Annotated in this window: 13 protein-coding genes; 8 read left to right on the forward strand and 5 right to left on the reverse strand. The window is 54.4% G+C overall.

The features are described 5' to 3' along the window. Positions 1-3: 3 nt before the first annotated feature. Positions 4-2,064, reverse strand: coding sequence for a polyphosphate kinase 1 (gene ppk1, locus LK04_RS04305; protein ID WP_039329808.1), 2,061 nt, complete (start codon positions 2,062-2,064; stop codon positions 4-6). 182 nt (positions 2,065-2,246) lie between these two features. Here ppk1 and LK04_RS04310 point away from each other — a divergent pair, with 182 nt between their 5' ends. The 3 genes from LK04_RS04310 to pstB are packed head-to-tail and all read left to right on the forward strand — an operon-like array spanning position 2,247 to position 6,715. After that, complete coding sequence (locus LK04_RS04310) at positions 2,247-4,340, forward strand: ABC transporter permease subunit (RefSeq protein WP_039329806.1); 2,094 nt, start codon at positions 2,247-2,249, stop codon at positions 4,338-4,340. Beyond that, positions 4,337-5,935, forward strand: a complete 1,599-nt coding sequence (gene pstA, locus LK04_RS04315) for a phosphate ABC transporter permease PstA (RefSeq protein WP_039329804.1) — start codon at positions 4,337-4,339, stop codon at positions 5,933-5,935. Before LK04_RS04310 ends, pstA begins: the two co-directional genes overlap by 4 nt. A 12-nt stretch (positions 5,936-5,947) precedes the next feature. Next, on the forward strand, positions 5,948-6,715 hold the full coding sequence (gene pstB, locus LK04_RS04320; protein ID WP_039329802.1) for a phosphate ABC transporter ATP-binding protein PstB: 768 nt from the start codon (positions 5,948-5,950) through the stop codon (positions 6,713-6,715). Positions 6,716-6,846: 131 nt separating this feature from the next. On the opposite strand, the gene purN is transcribed toward pstB, so the two are convergent. Together purN and purM are read right to left on the reverse strand one after the other, a co-directional pair. After that, the gene (gene purN / locus LK04_RS04325) at positions 6,847-7,485 is read right to left on the reverse strand and encodes a phosphoribosylglycinamide formyltransferase (RefSeq protein WP_039329800.1); all 639 of its coding nucleotides are present in this window, start codon (positions 7,483-7,485) and stop codon (positions 6,847-6,849) included. Further along, entirely contained in the window at positions 7,482-8,522 is a 1,041-nt protein-coding gene (gene purM / locus LK04_RS04330; RefSeq protein WP_039329968.1) for a phosphoribosylformylglycinamidine cyclo-ligase, read from the reverse strand. Before purM ends, purN begins: the two co-directional genes overlap by 4 nt. Positions 8,523-8,762: 240 nt before the next feature. Between purM and upp the strand changes: the two genes are divergently transcribed. The 3 genes from upp to hda all read left to right on the forward strand — a co-directional run bounded on the left by upp (position 8,763) and on the right by hda (position 11,831). Continuing rightward, the gene (gene upp / locus LK04_RS04335; RefSeq protein ID WP_034825735.1) at positions 8,763-9,389 is read left to right on the forward strand and encodes a uracil phosphoribosyltransferase; all 627 of its coding nucleotides are present in this window, start codon (positions 8,763-8,765) and stop codon (positions 9,387-9,389) included. Positions 9,390-9,752: 363 nt separating this feature from the next. Beyond that, entirely contained in the window at positions 9,753-11,036 is a 1,284-nt protein-coding gene (gene uraA, locus LK04_RS04340; protein WP_039329798.1) for a uracil permease, read from the forward strand. A gap of 93 nt (positions 11,037-11,129) precedes the next feature. Continuing rightward, positions 11,130-11,831, forward strand: a complete 702-nt coding sequence (gene hda, locus LK04_RS04345; protein ID WP_039329796.1) for a DnaA inactivator Hda — start codon at positions 11,130-11,132, stop codon at positions 11,829-11,831. On the opposite strand, the gene arsC is transcribed toward hda, so the two are convergent. Both arsC and LK04_RS04355 read right to left on the reverse strand, forming a co-directional pair. After that, positions 11,828-12,175: an arsenate reductase (glutaredoxin) gene (gene arsC / locus LK04_RS04350; protein ID WP_039329794.1), complete on the reverse strand. Its 348-nt coding sequence runs from the start codon at positions 12,173-12,175 to the stop codon at positions 11,828-11,830. The genes hda and arsC overlap by 4 nt on opposite strands. 91 nt (positions 12,176-12,266) lie before the next feature. Further along, entirely contained in the window at positions 12,267-13,730 is a 1,464-nt protein-coding gene (locus tag LK04_RS04355; protein WP_039329792.1) for a tetratricopeptide repeat protein, read from the reverse strand. A gap of 617 nt (positions 13,731-14,347) precedes the next feature. Between LK04_RS04355 and LK04_RS04360 the strand changes: the two genes are divergently transcribed. Further along, complete coding sequence (locus LK04_RS04360) at positions 14,348-14,953, forward strand: DsrE family protein (RefSeq protein ID WP_039329789.1); 606 nt, start codon at positions 14,348-14,350, stop codon at positions 14,951-14,953. A gap of 34 nt (positions 14,954-14,987) precedes the next feature. Next, a complete protein-coding gene (locus tag LK04_RS04365) occupies positions 14,988-15,596 on the forward strand; it encodes a DsrE family protein (protein WP_039329787.1) in 609 nt (202 codons plus the stop codon). Positions 15,597-15,686 lie beyond the last annotated feature (90 nt).

Consider the following 15,686-nt stretch of genomic DNA (forward strand, 5'->3'; position numbering starts at 1 on the left):
GCGTTATTCGGGTTGTTCCAGTTTCTTGATGTAATCATAAATGGCCAGCTGCGACCGCACCTTCTTGCGATTGCCGCGCGGAACATAACGGTTACTCAGTTCTTTGTCCACGATGCGGGCTTTCACCGTATCACTCAACAGAATGGCAATAATATCCAGAATGCGCTGCTTCACCCGTGGATCGAGAATCGCCACGGCCACCTCAATACGGTGATCGATATTACGTGTCATCCAGTCTGCGGAAGAGAGGTAGACTTTTTTCTCGCCGCCACTCTCAAAAATATAGACGCGGTCGTGCTCCAGATAACGGTCAACGATGCTGGTGATGCGAATATTTTCGCTGATGCCTGGTAAATCAGGGATCAGAGAGCACATGCCGCGCACCAGCAGATTAATTTTCACGCCTGCTGCGGAAGCCGCATACAGCCGATCAACCAGGCCGTTATCCACCAGGTTATTGATTTTAAGCGTAATTCCCGCCGGTTTCTTCTGCTGGGCGTTGGCAATCTCAGCATCAATCAACTTATACAGCATGTCGCGCGAGTTTTGCGGCGATACCAGCAGATGCTCGAACGTCACCGGGCGATACGGGTTTTCAATAAAGTTAAACACGCGGCGCACTTCGTTGGTGATACGCGCATCGGCGGTCAGCAATGAATAGTCAGTATAAATGCGCGCGGTTTTTTCGTTGAAGTTACCGGTGCCGATATGCGCATAACGCACGATTTCATCGCCTTCGCGACGCGAAATCAGGAACAGCTTGGCGTGGATTTTCAGACCTGGCGCGGAGAAAATCACGTGCACGCCCGCTTCCGTCAGGCGTTTTGCCCAGCGGATGTTGGCTTCTTCATCGAAGCGCGCCTGCAACTCCACCACCACGGTGACTTTTTTACCGTTATAGGCGGCGTGAATCATCGCATCCATGATGCGCGAGTTTTTGGCCACGCGATAAATATTGATCTTAATCGCCAGCACACTTGGGTCGAACGACGCCTGGCGCAGCAGTTCCAGCACGTGCTCAAAGGTGTGATACGGATAATAGAGCAGCACATCGCGATTGCGGATGGCGTCAAAACCGTTGCGGAAGCCGTCAAAGCCGATGTGGCGAATCTGCGGCAGCGCGCGGTTTTCAAGGTTGGCTTTGCCGACGTTCGGGAAACCGATAAAGTCTTTAAAGTTGTGATAGCGGCCGCCCGGCACGATGGAGTCGTAATTGGAGATCGACAATTTGTGGCGCAGCATTTCTACCATCGCATCTGGCATATCACGCTGATAAACAAAACGTACCGGCTCAGCATTCAGACGCTGCTTAAGGCTGGATGACATCAATTCCAGCAGGCTCGATTCCATTTCGGTGACCAGATCGTATTCGGCGTCACGCGTCATTTTCATCGAATAGGCATTCAGCGCATCGTAATCGAAGAAGCCTTTGAAAATTTCGTCCAGGCAATAGCGCAAAATGTTATCGAGAAGAATCATCGGCTTACGACGACGCGGTGATTCAGCAGGCAGATTAATAAAACGCGGCACCTTATCGGACGGAATCTCCAGCAGCGCATAACGAATATCGTCACCGCGAATAATTTCGACCGCCAGATAGGTGTAGTCGTCCTTAAGGAATTCAATCAGGTCGGTGTCGTGATTGATCAGAATCGGCGTAACGTGCTGGCGTAATTGATGTTTGAAGTAATAGCGCAGCCACTCTTGCTGATTCGGCGACAGTTGACGCTCGTTAATCAGGAAGATCTGATTACGCGCCATCTCCAGCAGCAGGTCGTTGTACAGTGCATCGAATTCCTGATCCGATTTCTGCACCCGCAGCTGAATTTTTTTCAATATATGGCGTAACGTCGTCGGCGTACCTTGCTCTTCACCAATCAGAATGCGACGTTTCAGATCGGCGAAGCGCACTTTGTAGAACTCTTCGAGATTGTTGGAATAGATACCCAGGAAGCGCATACGCTCAATCAGCGGGTTGGTTTTGTCCGCCGCTTCCTGCAAAACACGTTCGTTGAAGCTTAACCAGCTCAGTTCTTTTTCTATATACAGCTTTTCCTGACCCATTCTGACTCCGTGATGCTGTTGCTGGACGGATTGTCCGGCGGGATAATCGTAAAAATGCGCTCCCGCTCAGTGTCCGTCACCATTATGGCGAGAGTATGGCAAGCTTGTCCAACGCCAAAGGTTGTCTTATCAATCAGCTACGGGCAACATAGCGACGTGTCTTCACCTGTAACCTGGCCTGCATGAGCATAAACCGAATTCCTGTCCACTTTAGCGACCGCCGTCGACGCGCCACCGATCACGTTGTTCGTCGTGTGGTGACCGCGTGTGGCGTGGGCATTTTGCTGCTGATGCTACTGCTTTTCTTCTGGTTGATCTGGGTGGTGCTACCGCTTTTTAGCGCGCCTGGCATGCAAGCGACCACCAATTTGCAACTTTGGGATAAAGCCCCCGTGCTGGCCATGGGCAGCGACGGCCATCTTGGCTGGCGCATTAGCCGCAATGAAGCGCGTTTTATTCCGCTTGATGGACAACCTGCCACCGACGCCTTGCCGTTACCCGGCAAACCCGATGCCGCGGTGTACAGCAGCAACAGCAGTAGCGTATTACTCAATATGCAGGGCGCGCTGCTGTTGATGCAACCGCTGATCCACGACAACCACGGTGAATGGTATTTTCCATTCGGCGATCGCCCGCTGCAATTGAAGCAAGGGCCGGTGAGCAACATGGCGTTGGCTTCGCTGGGCGATCATCAGTGGCGTATCGCCGCGCAAACGCCCGCAGGCATCAGCCTGATGACGTTAGAAAATCAGCAAACCCTCAATCAAATTCTACTGCCGCAGCAACAAGCCGATCATTTGCTGTTGTCGCCTGACGGCAAGCTGCTCTACGCCAGTGAAGGGCGTTTACTGCGTGTGTGGGAGATCACCGCAGAGGGCGCACAACTGCGCGAAACCCAAACGCTCAATCAGCGTCCGCAGAGCCTGCATATTCTTACCGGCGGACAGACTCTGTTAATTCAGGATACCCAAGGCGTAAATCAGTGGTTTGCGATTGCGAGTGATAAAGGCCCGCGCCTGCAGGAGATTCACACCTTCAACAACAGTAAAGATGCAGTGAGTATTGTGCCTGAGCCACAGCGTCGCGTGTTTGCCACCTTTAATCATGCCGGTGAGGTCAAACTGTTTGCCAGTAAACAACAGGGGCCGATTCTGACTCGCCAACTGGCACCAGGCATTCAGGCGCTGGCGTTTGCACCACGCGGGGATGCACTGATTGTTGAGCGCGATGGGCAGTGGCAACAATTTGCTCTGGATAATCCGTGGCCCGATTTCACCTGGCGAAACCTGTGGCAGAAAATCTGGTACGAAAACTATCCGCAACCGGATTGGGTGTGGCAATCCACGGCGGCGGGAGACAGCTATCAAGCCAAATTCAGCCTGATACCGATGGTGGTTGGCACGCTGAAAGCCGCGGCGCTGGCTCTGCTGTTCGCCACGCCTCTGGCGCTGGCCGCAGCAATGTATACCGCCTGGTTTATGTCGCCGGGATTACGGCGCTGGGTGAAGCCCGGCATTGAAATGATGGGTGCGTTACCGAGCGTGGTGATCGGACTGATTGCCGGCGTGTGGCTGGCACCGCATATCAGTACTGCGCTGGTAGGCGTGCTGTTGTTGCCACTGGTGCTGGCCGCAACATTGTTGCTCTGTGGCGTGCTCAGTCCGCATCTGCCACTCCGCTGGCGTCGCCCTGGTTTTGAAGTGATTTTGTTGCTGCCGGTGTTGCTGGTGGTGACGTTGTTGACACTGTGGCTGCCAACGCAGCTGTGGCCGAACATTGGGGAGCTGCTCGCACATTACGAGCAACGCAACTTACTGATCGCCGGGCTGGCGATGGGATTCGCCTTAGTGCCGTTGATATTCACCCTGTCAGAAGATGCCTTATTCAGTGTGCCAGGGGCGTTAGGGCAGGGATCGCTGGCATTAGGCGCAACGCCATGGCAAACCCTGACGCGTGTGGTGTTGCCTGGCGCATCGGCGGGGATCTTTGCGGCCTTGATGATCGGCTTTGGCCGCGCGGTGGGTGAAACCATGATTGTGCTGATGGCCACCGGAAACACGCCGGTCAGTGAAGGCGGGTTGTTTGCGGGCTTGCGTGCGCTCTCTGCCAATATCGCGATCGAAATGCCGGAGGCGGCAGCGGGCAGCGCTCATTATCGTATCCTGTTCCTCAGTGCGCTTTTACTGCTGATGTTTACGCTGGTGATCAACACCGTGGCGGAGTTGATTCGTCAGCGCCTGCGTCAACGTTACAGCCAGCATGAGGGACAGGGATGAAAGCGATGCGTCAAAACGATCGCTGGCGCTGGCTCACGGCCGGTGCGGTGGCGGTGTGCCTGCTGGCGTTTACCTTGTTAATTGGCTTGCTGGGCTGGCAGGGCGTGCGCGCCTTCTGGCCGCAACCGGTCGATCAATATCTGTTCCAGCCACCGGAAGGGCCAGCGGTAATGGTGCTGGGTGAGACCTTGCACAAACAGCCGCAGGGCGAGCAGTGGCGCTATGTGGTGAAAACCGGCAACCGTGATTTTGCCGCACCGGATTTTCGCGTGCTGTACAGTCAGGGCGCGGCGAAAACCCGTCGCCCGGCGGATGTCATTGTGCTGCAACGCCGCAGCGGCGGTAATGCCTACGGCTGGCTTATTGAGCTGCGTGAAGATAACGAAGTGTTGACCGCGCGTGACCGTGATGCGCTGCTGCATCAGCGTTTGACGCAGGTGCATGAGCAGCTGCGCCAGGCCAGTCACATTCGTCGCGTGCAGATGGCGCGTCTCAATGCCCAGTTGGAAAGCCTGCAGCAGCAAGCCGATGAGCAGCAGCGTCACGGGACCTTTACCTTGCAGGAGCAGTCGGAGTTTGATGCTAACAGCTCTGCGCTGCATCGCCGCTTTAGCGAGTTGGCCCAGCAGCTGACTCGTCTGCAGCAGCAAAGCCAGCGCGATAGCCTGGTGCTGCGTGATGTGCAGGGCCAGGATCACATTATTCCTTTGGCACAGGTGGTGGACGCCTGGTATCCCAATGCGATGTCTTTCGGCCAGCAACTCCAGCACTTCTTCAGCCAGATTTGGCAGTTTGTCAGTGACTCGCCGACATCGGGCGGTGGTGAGAGCGGGGCTTTCCCGGCGATCTTTGGCACCGTGCTGATGGTGCTGCTGATGTCGATCATCGTTATGCCGTTGGGCGTGGTGGCCGCGGTGTGGCTGCATGAGTACGCCGGACGCAACGCGCTGACCCGCCTGGTGCGCATCGCCGTTGTGAATCTGGCGGGGGTGCCGTCGATTGTTTATGGTGTGTTTGGTCTCGGTTTCTTTGTCTGGTTGATTGGCGGCACCATCGACCAACTGCTGTTCTCACGCTCACTGCCCAATCCCACTTTTGGTACGCCAGGCTTGCTTTGGGCAGCGTTGACGCTGGCACTGTTAACCTTGCCAGTGGTGATTGTTGCTACCGAAGAGGGCTTGTCACGTATTCCAGATAATCTGCGTCAGGGATCACTGGCGCTGGGAGCAACGCAGGCGGAAACGCTGTGGCGCGTGGTACTGCCGTTGGCCGTTCCGGCGATGCTGACGGGCCTGATTTTGGCCGTTGCGCGCGCGGCGGGTGAAACCGCGCCCTTGATGCTGGTGGGCGTAGTGAAAATGGCCCCTGAATTGCCGGTCGATGCGGTTTTCCCTTACCTGCATCTGGATCGCAAATTTATGCACCTCGGATTTCAGATTTACGATTTGGCCTTCCAGAGTCCAAACATCGATGCTGATCGACCCTTGGTTTACGCCACCGCGCTGTTGCTGGTGGTGATCATCCTGTCGCTCAATTTGCTGGCCATGGCGTTGCGCCATCGTCTGCGTGAGCGTTACCGGCTAATGACGCACTAAAAAGGTTTTGAGATGACGCCCAATTACGACATCGCGTTAACCATCAACCAGCTGTCGCTGTGGTACGGCGAGCGCCAGGCGCTAAACAGTATTGATTTACAGATCCCGAAAAACCGCATCACGGCGCTGATCGGTCCCTCTGGCTGTGGTAAATCGACGCTGTTGCGCTGCTTTAATCGCATGAATGATGTGATTGACCGCTGTCGCATTGAGGGCGAAATTCTGCTCGACCAACATGCGGTGATGCAGGCGAATCAGGATCTGCCAGCATTGCGCCGCCGTATTGGTATGGTGTTCCAGCGGCCGAATCCGTTCCCGAAATCGATCTACGAAAACGTGGTGTATGGCTTGCGTCTGCAAGGTGTGCGCGATCGTCGTGTACTGAATGAAGCCTGCGAACGTGCGCTGCGCGCTGCGGCCCTGTGGAGTGAAGTAAAGGATCAACTGGGGCAGAATGCGCTGACCCTTTCCAGCGGTCAGCAGCAGCGCTTGGTGATTGCGCGCGCAATCGCGATTGAGCCGGAAGTTTTACTGCTGGATGAGCCGACGTCGGCGCTCGATCCCATCTCCACGTTAGTGATCGAGGAGTTGATGACCACGCTGAAGCAGCATTTCACGCTGGTACTGGTGACGCACAACATGCAGCAGGCGGCACGCGTATCCGATTACACGGCGTTTATGCATAACGGCCAGTTAGTGGAGTTCGATGAAACCGATCGGATTTTTACGTCACCGAGAGCACGAAAAACGGAAGATTATATTACGGGGCGGTTTGGTTGATTCATTCTGCGATCAGTAGCGGCGCAATTTATTACGCTGAGTTGTACGCACATAAAAAAACAGCGCGATAAATCGCGCCGCTACGGTATGTGCTTGCCTGTATTCGGTGCGCATTTATGCATACCAAAACTTCAGTCGTGTGCGTATCCAGCAGGCGGCAACGGTTGCCCATCTAGCCAGGCTTTCCCTTCACGCATCTGCAAACGTCCATCGACAAACCAGCTAATCACCAGCGGATAGATCGCATGCTCCTGATGCTGCACGCGTGCGGTGATCTCTTCTTCGTCATCTTCAGCAAACACCGGTACGCGGGCCTGTAGAATCACCGGTCCGCCATCCAGCTCATCGGTGACAAAGTGCACTGAGGTACCGTGCTCCTCGTCACCATTTTCTAGCGCCTGGCGATGGGTGTGAAGTCCGGGATATTTCGGCAACAGCGACGGATGGATATTCACCAGCCGGTCGTGATAATGCGCGACAAATGCCTGGCTGAGAATGCGCATGTAACCGGCCAACACCACCAGATCCGGCGCATAAGCGTCGATTTCCTGCATCAGCTGGCGATCAAAGGCATCACGGTCGGCGAAATCACTGGCGGCGAGGGCATGGCCAGGCACGTTCGCGTCCTGCGCACGGGTTAAACCATAAGCCGAGGCTTTATTACTGAAAACGGCAGCGACGCTGCCGTTAACACGCCCACTTGCGCAGGCGTCAAGGATGGACTGAAGATTGCTTCCGTTGCCGGAGATCAGTACAACCAGTTTTTTCATGGATTAATAACCACACGCTCTTCAGAGTCAGAGGCTTTAATCACACCGATTTTCCACGCTTTCTCGCCTGCGTCGCTCATCAGCTGTACCGCTTTATCGGCATCAGCCGGGCTCAGCGCGATGATCATGCCCACGCCGCAGTTAAAGGTACGGTACATTTCGTGACGGCTCACGTTGCCCGCTTGCTGCAACCAGCTGAATACGGACGGCCATTGCCAGCTTTTCTCGTCCAGCACCGCCTGGGTGTTGTCTGGCAGCACGCGAGGAATGTTTTCCCAGAAGCCGCCACCGGTCAGGTGAGAAATCGCATGAACATCAACCTGTTCGATCAGGCTCAGGATGTTTTTCACGTAGATGCGGGTCGGTGCCAGCAGGTGATCGGCCAGTGGTTTGCCATCCAGCTGTTTGGTTTCTGGATTGGTCTGGCTGACTTCCAGAATTTTGCGCACCAGGGAATAACCGTTCGAGTGCGGGCCGCTGGAACCCAGCGCGATCAGCACGTCGCCGTCCTGCACTTTCGAACCGTCAATGATTTCTGATTTCTCTACTACGCCAACGCAGAACCCGGCCACGTCGTAATCTTCACCGTGGTACATGCCTGGCATCTCAGCAGTTTCACCGCCGACCAGCGCACAGCCTGACTGCAAGCAACCTTCGGCGATGCCGGTGATCACTGCTGATGCGGTGTCCACATCCAGTTTGCCGGTCGCGTAGTAGTCAAGGAAGAACAGTGGCTCAGCGCCCTGAACAATCAAATCGTTCACACACATCGCAACCAGATCGATACCGATGCTGTCATGACGCTTGAGGTCCATCGCCAGACGCAGCTTGGTGCCGACGCCATCGGTTCCAGAGACCAGCACAGGCTCGCGGTATTTCTGCGGCAGCGCACAGAGCGCGCCAAAGCCACCCAATCCACCCATGACTTCCGGGCGGCGAGTTTTCTTTACTACGCCTTTGATACGGTCAACCAGATCGTTACCAGCATCGATATCAACACCGGCGTCTTTGTAGCTGAGAGAGGTTTTGTCGGTCACTGCGGAGTCCCCACGCGAATTGCGGTTGGTGGCAAAAATTAAGCGCGCTAATTCTACCAGTGCAGGCAAACGTTTGCGAGTCCCATCTCTCGCCGCTTTGCGCGGCGCTGATTTTTCGTTAATTCTTATGATTGAGCAAATTGCGCTAAGCCATTGACCAATGACAAGTGGCGCAGCGACAAAAAGGCGGTATAATCCGGCGATTTTTTTTTAGCTCAACTCAATTCCGGGAGAACAATCATGAAGATCGTGGAAGTCAAACACCCGCTGGTCAAACATAAACTGGGCCTGATGCGTGAGCATGATATCAGCACCAAACGATTCCGCGAGCTGGCCTCGGAAGTCGGCAGCCTGCTGACTTATGAAGCCACTGCTGATTTGGCAACCGAGCGCGTGACCATCGAAGGCTGGAATGGCCCGGTCGACGTCGATCAAATCAAAGGCAAAAAGATCACCGTTGTCCCGATTCTGCGCGCTGGACTGGGCATGATGGAAGGTGTATTGGAGCACGTGCCAAGCGCGCGTATCAGCGTGGTGGGTGTGTACCGTGATGAAGAGACGCTGGAGCCGGTCCCGTACTTCCAGAAACTGGTCTCCAACATCGAAGAGCGCCTGGCGCTGGTGGTTGACCCGATGCTGGCGACCGGTGGTTCAATGATTGCCACCATCGACCTGCTGAAAAAAGCCGGCTGCAACAGCATTAAAGTGCTGGTATTAGTCGCTGCACCTGAAGGGATTGCCGCGCTGGAAAAAGCGCATCCGGACGTTGAGCTGTATACCGCGTCAATCGATCAGGGGTTAAACGAAAAAGGTTATATCATCCCCGGCCTCGGCGACGCTGGCGACAAGATTTTCGGAACCAAGTAATGATCGCTCCGGGCTATTTTGCTTGCCACTTTGCTCCCGGGCAGTGCTCGAAATCCTCACGTACTCCAGTACGCTCCGGTTTCTCCGCGCTGGCCGTGAACAAATTGCCTGCGCCAATAACGCCCGGCCTGCATCTGCAGGCAGAATATGCATTCGCATTATTTGAAAAATAGCATTTGAGTAGCCGGCCAAAGAGTCGGCTTTTTTTTGGCAAAAACACAACAATCCTCCCCAAGTTATTCGAGCCATGGCAAGGCGGCAAGCGAGTTCATCCCGATGAGCTTACATCAGTAAGTGATTCGGGTGAACGAGAGCAGCCAACGCAGCCATGGTTTGAAGGACGCAGGGGAGAGGGGATAAATGATGACAAGACGTGCCATTGGTGTCGACGAACGTCCACCGCTGCTACAAACCATACCTCTCAGCCTGCAACATCTGTTCGCCATGTTTGGTGCCACGGTGCTGGTGCCGATTCTGTTCCACATCAACCCGGCCACCGTGTTGCTGTTTAACGGTGTGGGTACGCTGCTATATCTGTTTATCTGTAAAGGCAAAATCCCGGCGTATCTGGGCTCAAGCTTTGCCTTTATTTCACCGGTTCTGCTGCTGTTGCCTCTGGGCTACGAAGTGGCGCTGGGGGGCTTTATCCTGTGTGGATTCCTGTTCTGCGTGGTGGCGCTGATTGTTAAAAAAGCTGGCACCGGCTGGCTCGACGTGATGTTCCCGCCTGCGGCGATGGGGGCGATTGTGGCGGTGATCGGCCTGGAGTTGGCGGGTGTTGCGGCCAACATGGCGGGTCTGTTGCCTGCGGATGGCACATCACCTGACAGCAAAACCATTATCATCTCGATGGTGACGCTGGCGGTCACCGTGTTCGGTTCCGTGCTGTTCCGTGGCTTCCTTGCCATCATTCCGATTCTGATCGGCGTGCTCGCAGGTTATGCGCTCTCCTCCTTTATGGGCATTGTGAACTGGAGTTCAGTCGCGGATGCACCTTGGTTTGCCTTACCCACCTTCTATACACCACGCTTTGAATGGGCTGCCATGCTCACCATTCTGCCTGCTGCGCTGGTGGTGATTGCGGAGCACGTGGGTCACCTGGTGGTGACGGCGAACATCGTGAAAAAAGATCTGATCCGCGATCCGGGCCTGCACCGCTCCATGTTCGCCAACGGCTTATCCACCATGATCTCCGGTTTCTTCGGCTCCACGCCGAATACCACTTACGGCGAAAACATCGGCGTGATGGCAATTACCCGCGTTTACAGTACCTGGGTGATCGGCGGGGCGGCGATCTTCGCTATCCTGCTCTCTTGCGTCGGTAAACTGGCGGCCGCCATTCAGGCGATCCCGGTGCCCGTGATGGGCGGTGTTTCTCTGCTGCTGTACGGGGTGATTGGTGCTTCCGGTATTCGTGTACTGATTGAATCCAAAGTGGATTACAACAAAGCGCAGAATCTGATCCTGACTTCGGTGATCCTGATCATCGGTGTGAGTGGTGCGAAAGTGCATATTGGTGCGGCAGAATTGAAAGGCATGGCGCTGGCGACCATTGTTGGTGTTGCGCTGGCTTTGATCTTCCGCGTTATCAACTTGATACGTCCAGAAGAAGTGGTGCTGGATGCCGAAGAAAAGCGTCAGGCCTGATGCGCTTCGTCGGGCAGGGACGCCCGGTTCATCTCTTGCAAAGATCGTGATAAACTTGCGCCGTTTTCTGCCTGCTCATCCGTTGAGGTACTTCTGAACACGCCGGCACAGCTTTCACTGCCACTCTATTTACCCGATGATGAAACCTTTGCCAGTTTCTGGCCGGGGGAAAATCCGTCTTTGCTGGCGGCGCTGCAAGGCGCACTCTCTCAGCAACACGGCAGCTATCTCTATTTTTGGTCCCGCGAAGGCGGTGGTCGTAGCCATCTATTGCATGCAGCCTGTGCGGAAATGTCCGCGCGCGGTGAAGCGGTGGGCTATGTCCCGCTGGATAAGCGTACCTGGTTTGTGCCGGAAGTCTTAGATGGTATGGAGAACCTGGCGCTGGTGTGCATCGATAACATCGAATGTATTGCGGGCGATGCCGAGTGGGAAATGGCGATCTTCGATCTCTACAACCGCATTCTGGAAATCGGCAAAACGCGCCTGCTAATAACCGGCGATCGTCCTCCGCGCCAGTTGAATCTGGGGCTGCCGGATCTGGCTTCACGACTCGACTGGGGGCAAATTTATCGTTTGCAGCCGCTGTCAGATGAGGACAAATTGCAGGCGATGCAGCTGCGTGCAGGACTGCGTGGTTTTGAACTGCCAGAAGATGTCGGGCGTTTCCTGCTGAAACGCCTCGACCGCGAAATGCGTACCCTGTTTGACACCTTGGATCGGCTCGATCGCGCATCCATCAGCGCACAGCGCAAACTCACCATTCCCTTTGTCAAAGAAGCGCTGGAGCTTTAAATAATCTCCAGCACCGCTTCCGGCGGACGGCCAATACGCGCTTTGTCACCATTCAGAACGATCGGACGTTCGATCAGTTTGGGGTGATCCACCATCGCCTGCAGCAGCTGATCTTCACTCAGATTGCTGTCCGCAAGCTGCAACTCTTTATACAACTCTTCTTTACGGCGCATCAGTTCACGCGCGCTGCTCATACCCAGTCTTTTCAATAAAGTCTTGAGTGTTGCCACATCCGGTGGGGTTTCCAGATACATCACGACATCCGGCTGAATGCCCTTCTCTTGCAACAGCGCCAGGGTTTCACGGCTCTTGCTGCAACGCGGGTTGTGATAAATGCTAACCATTGATAAATATCCCTTTCTGGTGCGCATTAATGCGCACGCTACATAATTACTGCGGACAAAGGTAGGGTCGCCATTGATGGTGACCGCCAGATCATCCCTTCTGATACTGACGGAACCGTTTTTGCAGCTCGCGGAACTGATCAATACGCGCATCGTAACGTGCCTGTTTCAGGCTGCCGAGTGGCACCTGCGCACTGGCGCTGCTTAAGGTGGTAATCGCCTGGTCGAGTTGACCATTCAGCGCCAGACCTTCAGCGCGAGCGGAGAGTTCTTCATCACGCAGCCCCTGAGCAGCCGAAGCTTGTGCCAGCAAGTCCCAGGCGTTGACGTCATCCGGGTGCGCGAAGGTATAGCGGTTCAAAATACGGCTGGCGTTGGCCGGTTGTTTCGCCTCGACATACGCGTTGGCGAGGTTGAGTTGCAGTACCGGATTGGTGCTGCTGCCTTTGGCGCTGGTCAGCATACTGATCGCTTGCTGCGGTTGATTCAAGCCAATATCGATATCCGTCATGATATCCAAAAACCAAATGTTATCCGGCTGTTTAGCCAGCATCGGAGCGATGATCTTCTTCGCGCTGTCGAAGCTTTTCGCCTGTAAAAACTGGACGGCTTTGCCGTATTGCGAGGCCATCTGTTCACGTGAGTTGCCTTTGGCGTACTCATTGAGCAGATCGTCGGTGAGCTGGTTACGTCCCGTGGCGTACATGCCGAGTGAACGCACTTTCGCCATATAGAAGCCTTCGGACGACTGCACCACCACCGGACGCATCTGGTTGGCACGGTTGCGCGCATCCGCCAGACGACTGTCGGGTAACGGGTGCGTCAGTAAAATTTCCGGCGGCTTGGAAGAGAAGCGGCTTTGATCGGCCAGTTTCTGCAAGAAGGCGGGCATGGCTTGCGGATCAAAGCCAGCACGTTGTAAGACCTGAATGCCGATGCGATCCGCTTCCTGCTCGTTGGATTGGGTAAAGCTGATCATCCCCTGTTGGGTACCGGCCAGTGTACCGGTCAGCGCCGCCATCCCGGCTTGTGGACTGGCGATCGCCAGCAGGATGGAACCCAGTGCACCTACCCACGTCAACGGCGCATTGCGCTTCTGTTCTTCCATCGCGCGGGCCAGATGGCGTTGGGTGACGTGGGAAATTTCGTGCGCCATTACCGATGCCAGCTGGCTTTCATTATCGGTATAGCGGAACAGCGAGGAATGTAGCACCACATTGCCGCCAAAAAAGGCAAAGGCGTTCAGTTCATCGTTTTGAATGAGGAAGAAGTGGAATGGCGTGCGAACGGAGTTAGCATGCGCCACTAAACGCTGTCCGAGTTCATTAATGTATTGATTCAACAGCGGATCGTTTATCAGTGGCGCACTGGCACGCAGTTGGCGCACGTAGAAATCGCCAATTTGCAGTTCCTGATTTATCGACAGCGTTGAACCTGCGGTGGTGCCCATATCGGGCAGGTTATCACTCACATCAGCGCGAACCGAGAGCGCGGGTGTCAGCAGCAGCGTAGGAATAAGGGCCGCCAGCACTGATTTCTTCAACCGGTTAAACATGCCTTGATCCTGTAAAAGTCACCCGTAGTTGGACAGGTAAGTCGTTCAAATGTTCTGCGCATGCTTTCCTTTGGCGCAGCGATTCTATCTTAGCCAGTGCGGGATGGCACGCAAGGTGAAATCAATAAACCGATCAGCCAGAAATTACAGCAAAAAATTGAATAGTTTTCAGCGACCGTATAAACGAATATTCAAGATAAAAGTTAAAGTTACGTAAAGTTGCTCAAAATAATTGAATTTGGCATGAACTTTTCCAGGTTTACTCTGAAAAACAGGCGGTCATCTTCGAGACTGGCCTGATTTATCCATCAGTGATTTTAATTGTGCTGATTTAGCATTCAGCGAAAATTTTAGTTAAGTGTGGTCTGGTTTTTGATATTCGATAACTGACTCAACGCTCGCAAATTAAATAATAAAGCAGCCATTTATTTTTTAAGCGCCAATTCAACCTCAATCAAAAGCCTTATTCAATTAGCCTGACTCATTATTTTTCCTGCAACGAAAACCCCGGACGCCCGAAAGTACAGGCGTTTTGCCATGCTCACGCTGTGGTATAGATAACGTACTTTGTTCAAACGGACTGTGAAGTTAAGCGCAGTGCATGCCGGAGAGTTTCTATGCGTTCTGTTGTCTCCTACGCCTTGATAGCGATTGTGGGTGGGGTTGTCGGTGCCACCGTGACAAAAAGTGATGATATTTATCAGCGTGTGGCTAGCCATTTTTCTGCCGAGCCGACCGATCCCGACGGTTTTTGGAGCACCCCAGCCGTTGAGGGATACGGCAAGATCCATTACGAACCCGATGCCGCGTTTAAACCGGTGGTGGGGTTAAGCAATAAAGTGGTGTTTCAAATCACCAAAAGCGAAGGGGATATGAAGCGTCCTAATCTGGGGTTAGAGCGCGTTGCGCGCGTGGTGAATCTCTATATCGCTTCAGGCGTTCCCGCCGATCAGTTGCACTTTGTGGTGTCCGTAACGGGGGATGCAACGCCCGCCATGCTGGACAATGCCCACTTCCAGCAGTTTTACAAAGTCGATAACCCGAATCTGGCGTTGATCAGTGAGATGAATAAGCTGGGGGTGAAAGTGTCAGTGTGCGATCAGTCGGTGGCATTCCACCACTTCCCGAAAGAGTGGATCGATCAATCGGTCATTCATGCATTGTCCAGCCCGACCACCGTGTCGACGCTGGAAAATCAGGGCTATGCCTTCCTGCAAATGTAATTGGGCTTCCAGTCTTTTATCGAGGAGAAGTGAAATGCGTCCAGCGTCCTATATTGTTATCGCTGCACTGGCAGGCTTCGTGGGCGGTAATGTGTTACAGCTTCCAGAGCTGGTGGATAAGGTCAGCAGCAAATTCGCTGACAATAAGTCCGAACCGGCTGATTTCTGGAGCACACCGGCTATTGCAGGCTATGGCAAAATTCATTTTGTGAACACGCCAGATTACAACCCGGCTAACACACCGGGCCTGAGCAACAAGATCGTATTCCAAATCAATCGCACCGAAGGCGATGTGCGCCAGCCCAATCTTGGACTGGAGCGCGTGGCGCGGGTGACCAACCTCTACTACGCAGCCGGTGTGCCGCTCAATCAACTGAACTTTGTGGTGTCGATCAACAGTGATGCCGTTCCTGCGGCACTGAATAACGAGCAGTTCCGCAAAGCCTACGGCACGGACAACCCGAATCTGAAGTTGATCGATGAGTTGAAGCAGGCGGGGGTGAAAGTCACCATTTGCGATCAGTCGGTGGCGTTCCACCAGTTGCAACGCGAGTGGATTGACACCCGTGTCACGCACACGCTCTCCAGCGGCACCACCGTGGCCTCTCTGCAAAACGAAGGGTATGCCTTCCTGATGTTGTAATTCTCTCCTGACAGCAGTTTGCGCTGCTGTCATCTTTCCGTCATCTCCCCGCGATGTTGTTGTCACAGTTCGCCGCTACTTTAAGCGCCA

The sequence above is a fragment of the Pantoea vagans genome, from assembly GCF_001506165.1.
GTDB classification, from domain to species: Bacteria; Pseudomonadota; Gammaproteobacteria; order Enterobacterales; family Enterobacteriaceae; genus Pantoea; species Pantoea vagans_C.

What these genes read in the sequence shown, in the direction of transcription:
- ppk1 (WP_039329808.1), bottom strand. Translation starts at nt 2,064, where the DNA reads ATGGGTCAGGAAAAGCTGTATATAGAAAAAGAACTGAGCTGGTTAAGC.
- LK04_RS04310 (WP_039329806.1), top strand. Translation starts at nt 2,247, where the DNA reads ATGAGCATAAACCGAATTCCTGTCCACTTTAGCGACCGCCGTCGACGC.
- pstA (WP_039329804.1), top strand. Translation starts at nt 4,337, where the DNA reads ATGAAAGCGATGCGTCAAAACGATCGCTGGCGCTGGCTCACGGCCGGT.
- pstB (WP_039329802.1), top strand. Translation starts at nt 5,948, where the DNA reads ATGACGCCCAATTACGACATCGCGTTAACCATCAACCAGCTGTCGCTG.
- purN (WP_039329800.1), bottom strand. Translation starts at nt 7,485, where the DNA reads ATGAAAAAACTGGTTGTACTGATCTCCGGCAACGGAAGCAATCTTCAG.
- upp (WP_034825735.1), top strand. Translation starts at nt 8,763, where the DNA reads ATGAAGATCGTGGAAGTCAAACACCCGCTGGTCAAACATAAACTGGGC.
- uraA (WP_039329798.1), top strand. Translation starts at nt 9,753, where the DNA reads ATGACAAGACGTGCCATTGGTGTCGACGAACGTCCACCGCTGCTACAA.
- arsC (WP_039329794.1), bottom strand. Translation starts at nt 12,175, where the DNA reads ATGGTTAGCATTTATCACAACCCGCGTTGCAGCAAGAGCCGTGAAACC.
- LK04_RS04355 (WP_039329792.1), bottom strand. Translation starts at nt 13,730, where the DNA reads ATGTTTAACCGGTTGAAGAAATCAGTGCTGGCGGCCCTTATTCCTACG.
- LK04_RS04360 (WP_039329789.1), top strand. Translation starts at nt 14,348, where the DNA reads ATGCGTTCTGTTGTCTCCTACGCCTTGATAGCGATTGTGGGTGGGGTT.
- LK04_RS04365 (WP_039329787.1), top strand. Translation starts at nt 14,988, where the DNA reads ATGCGTCCAGCGTCCTATATTGTTATCGCTGCACTGGCAGGCTTCGTG.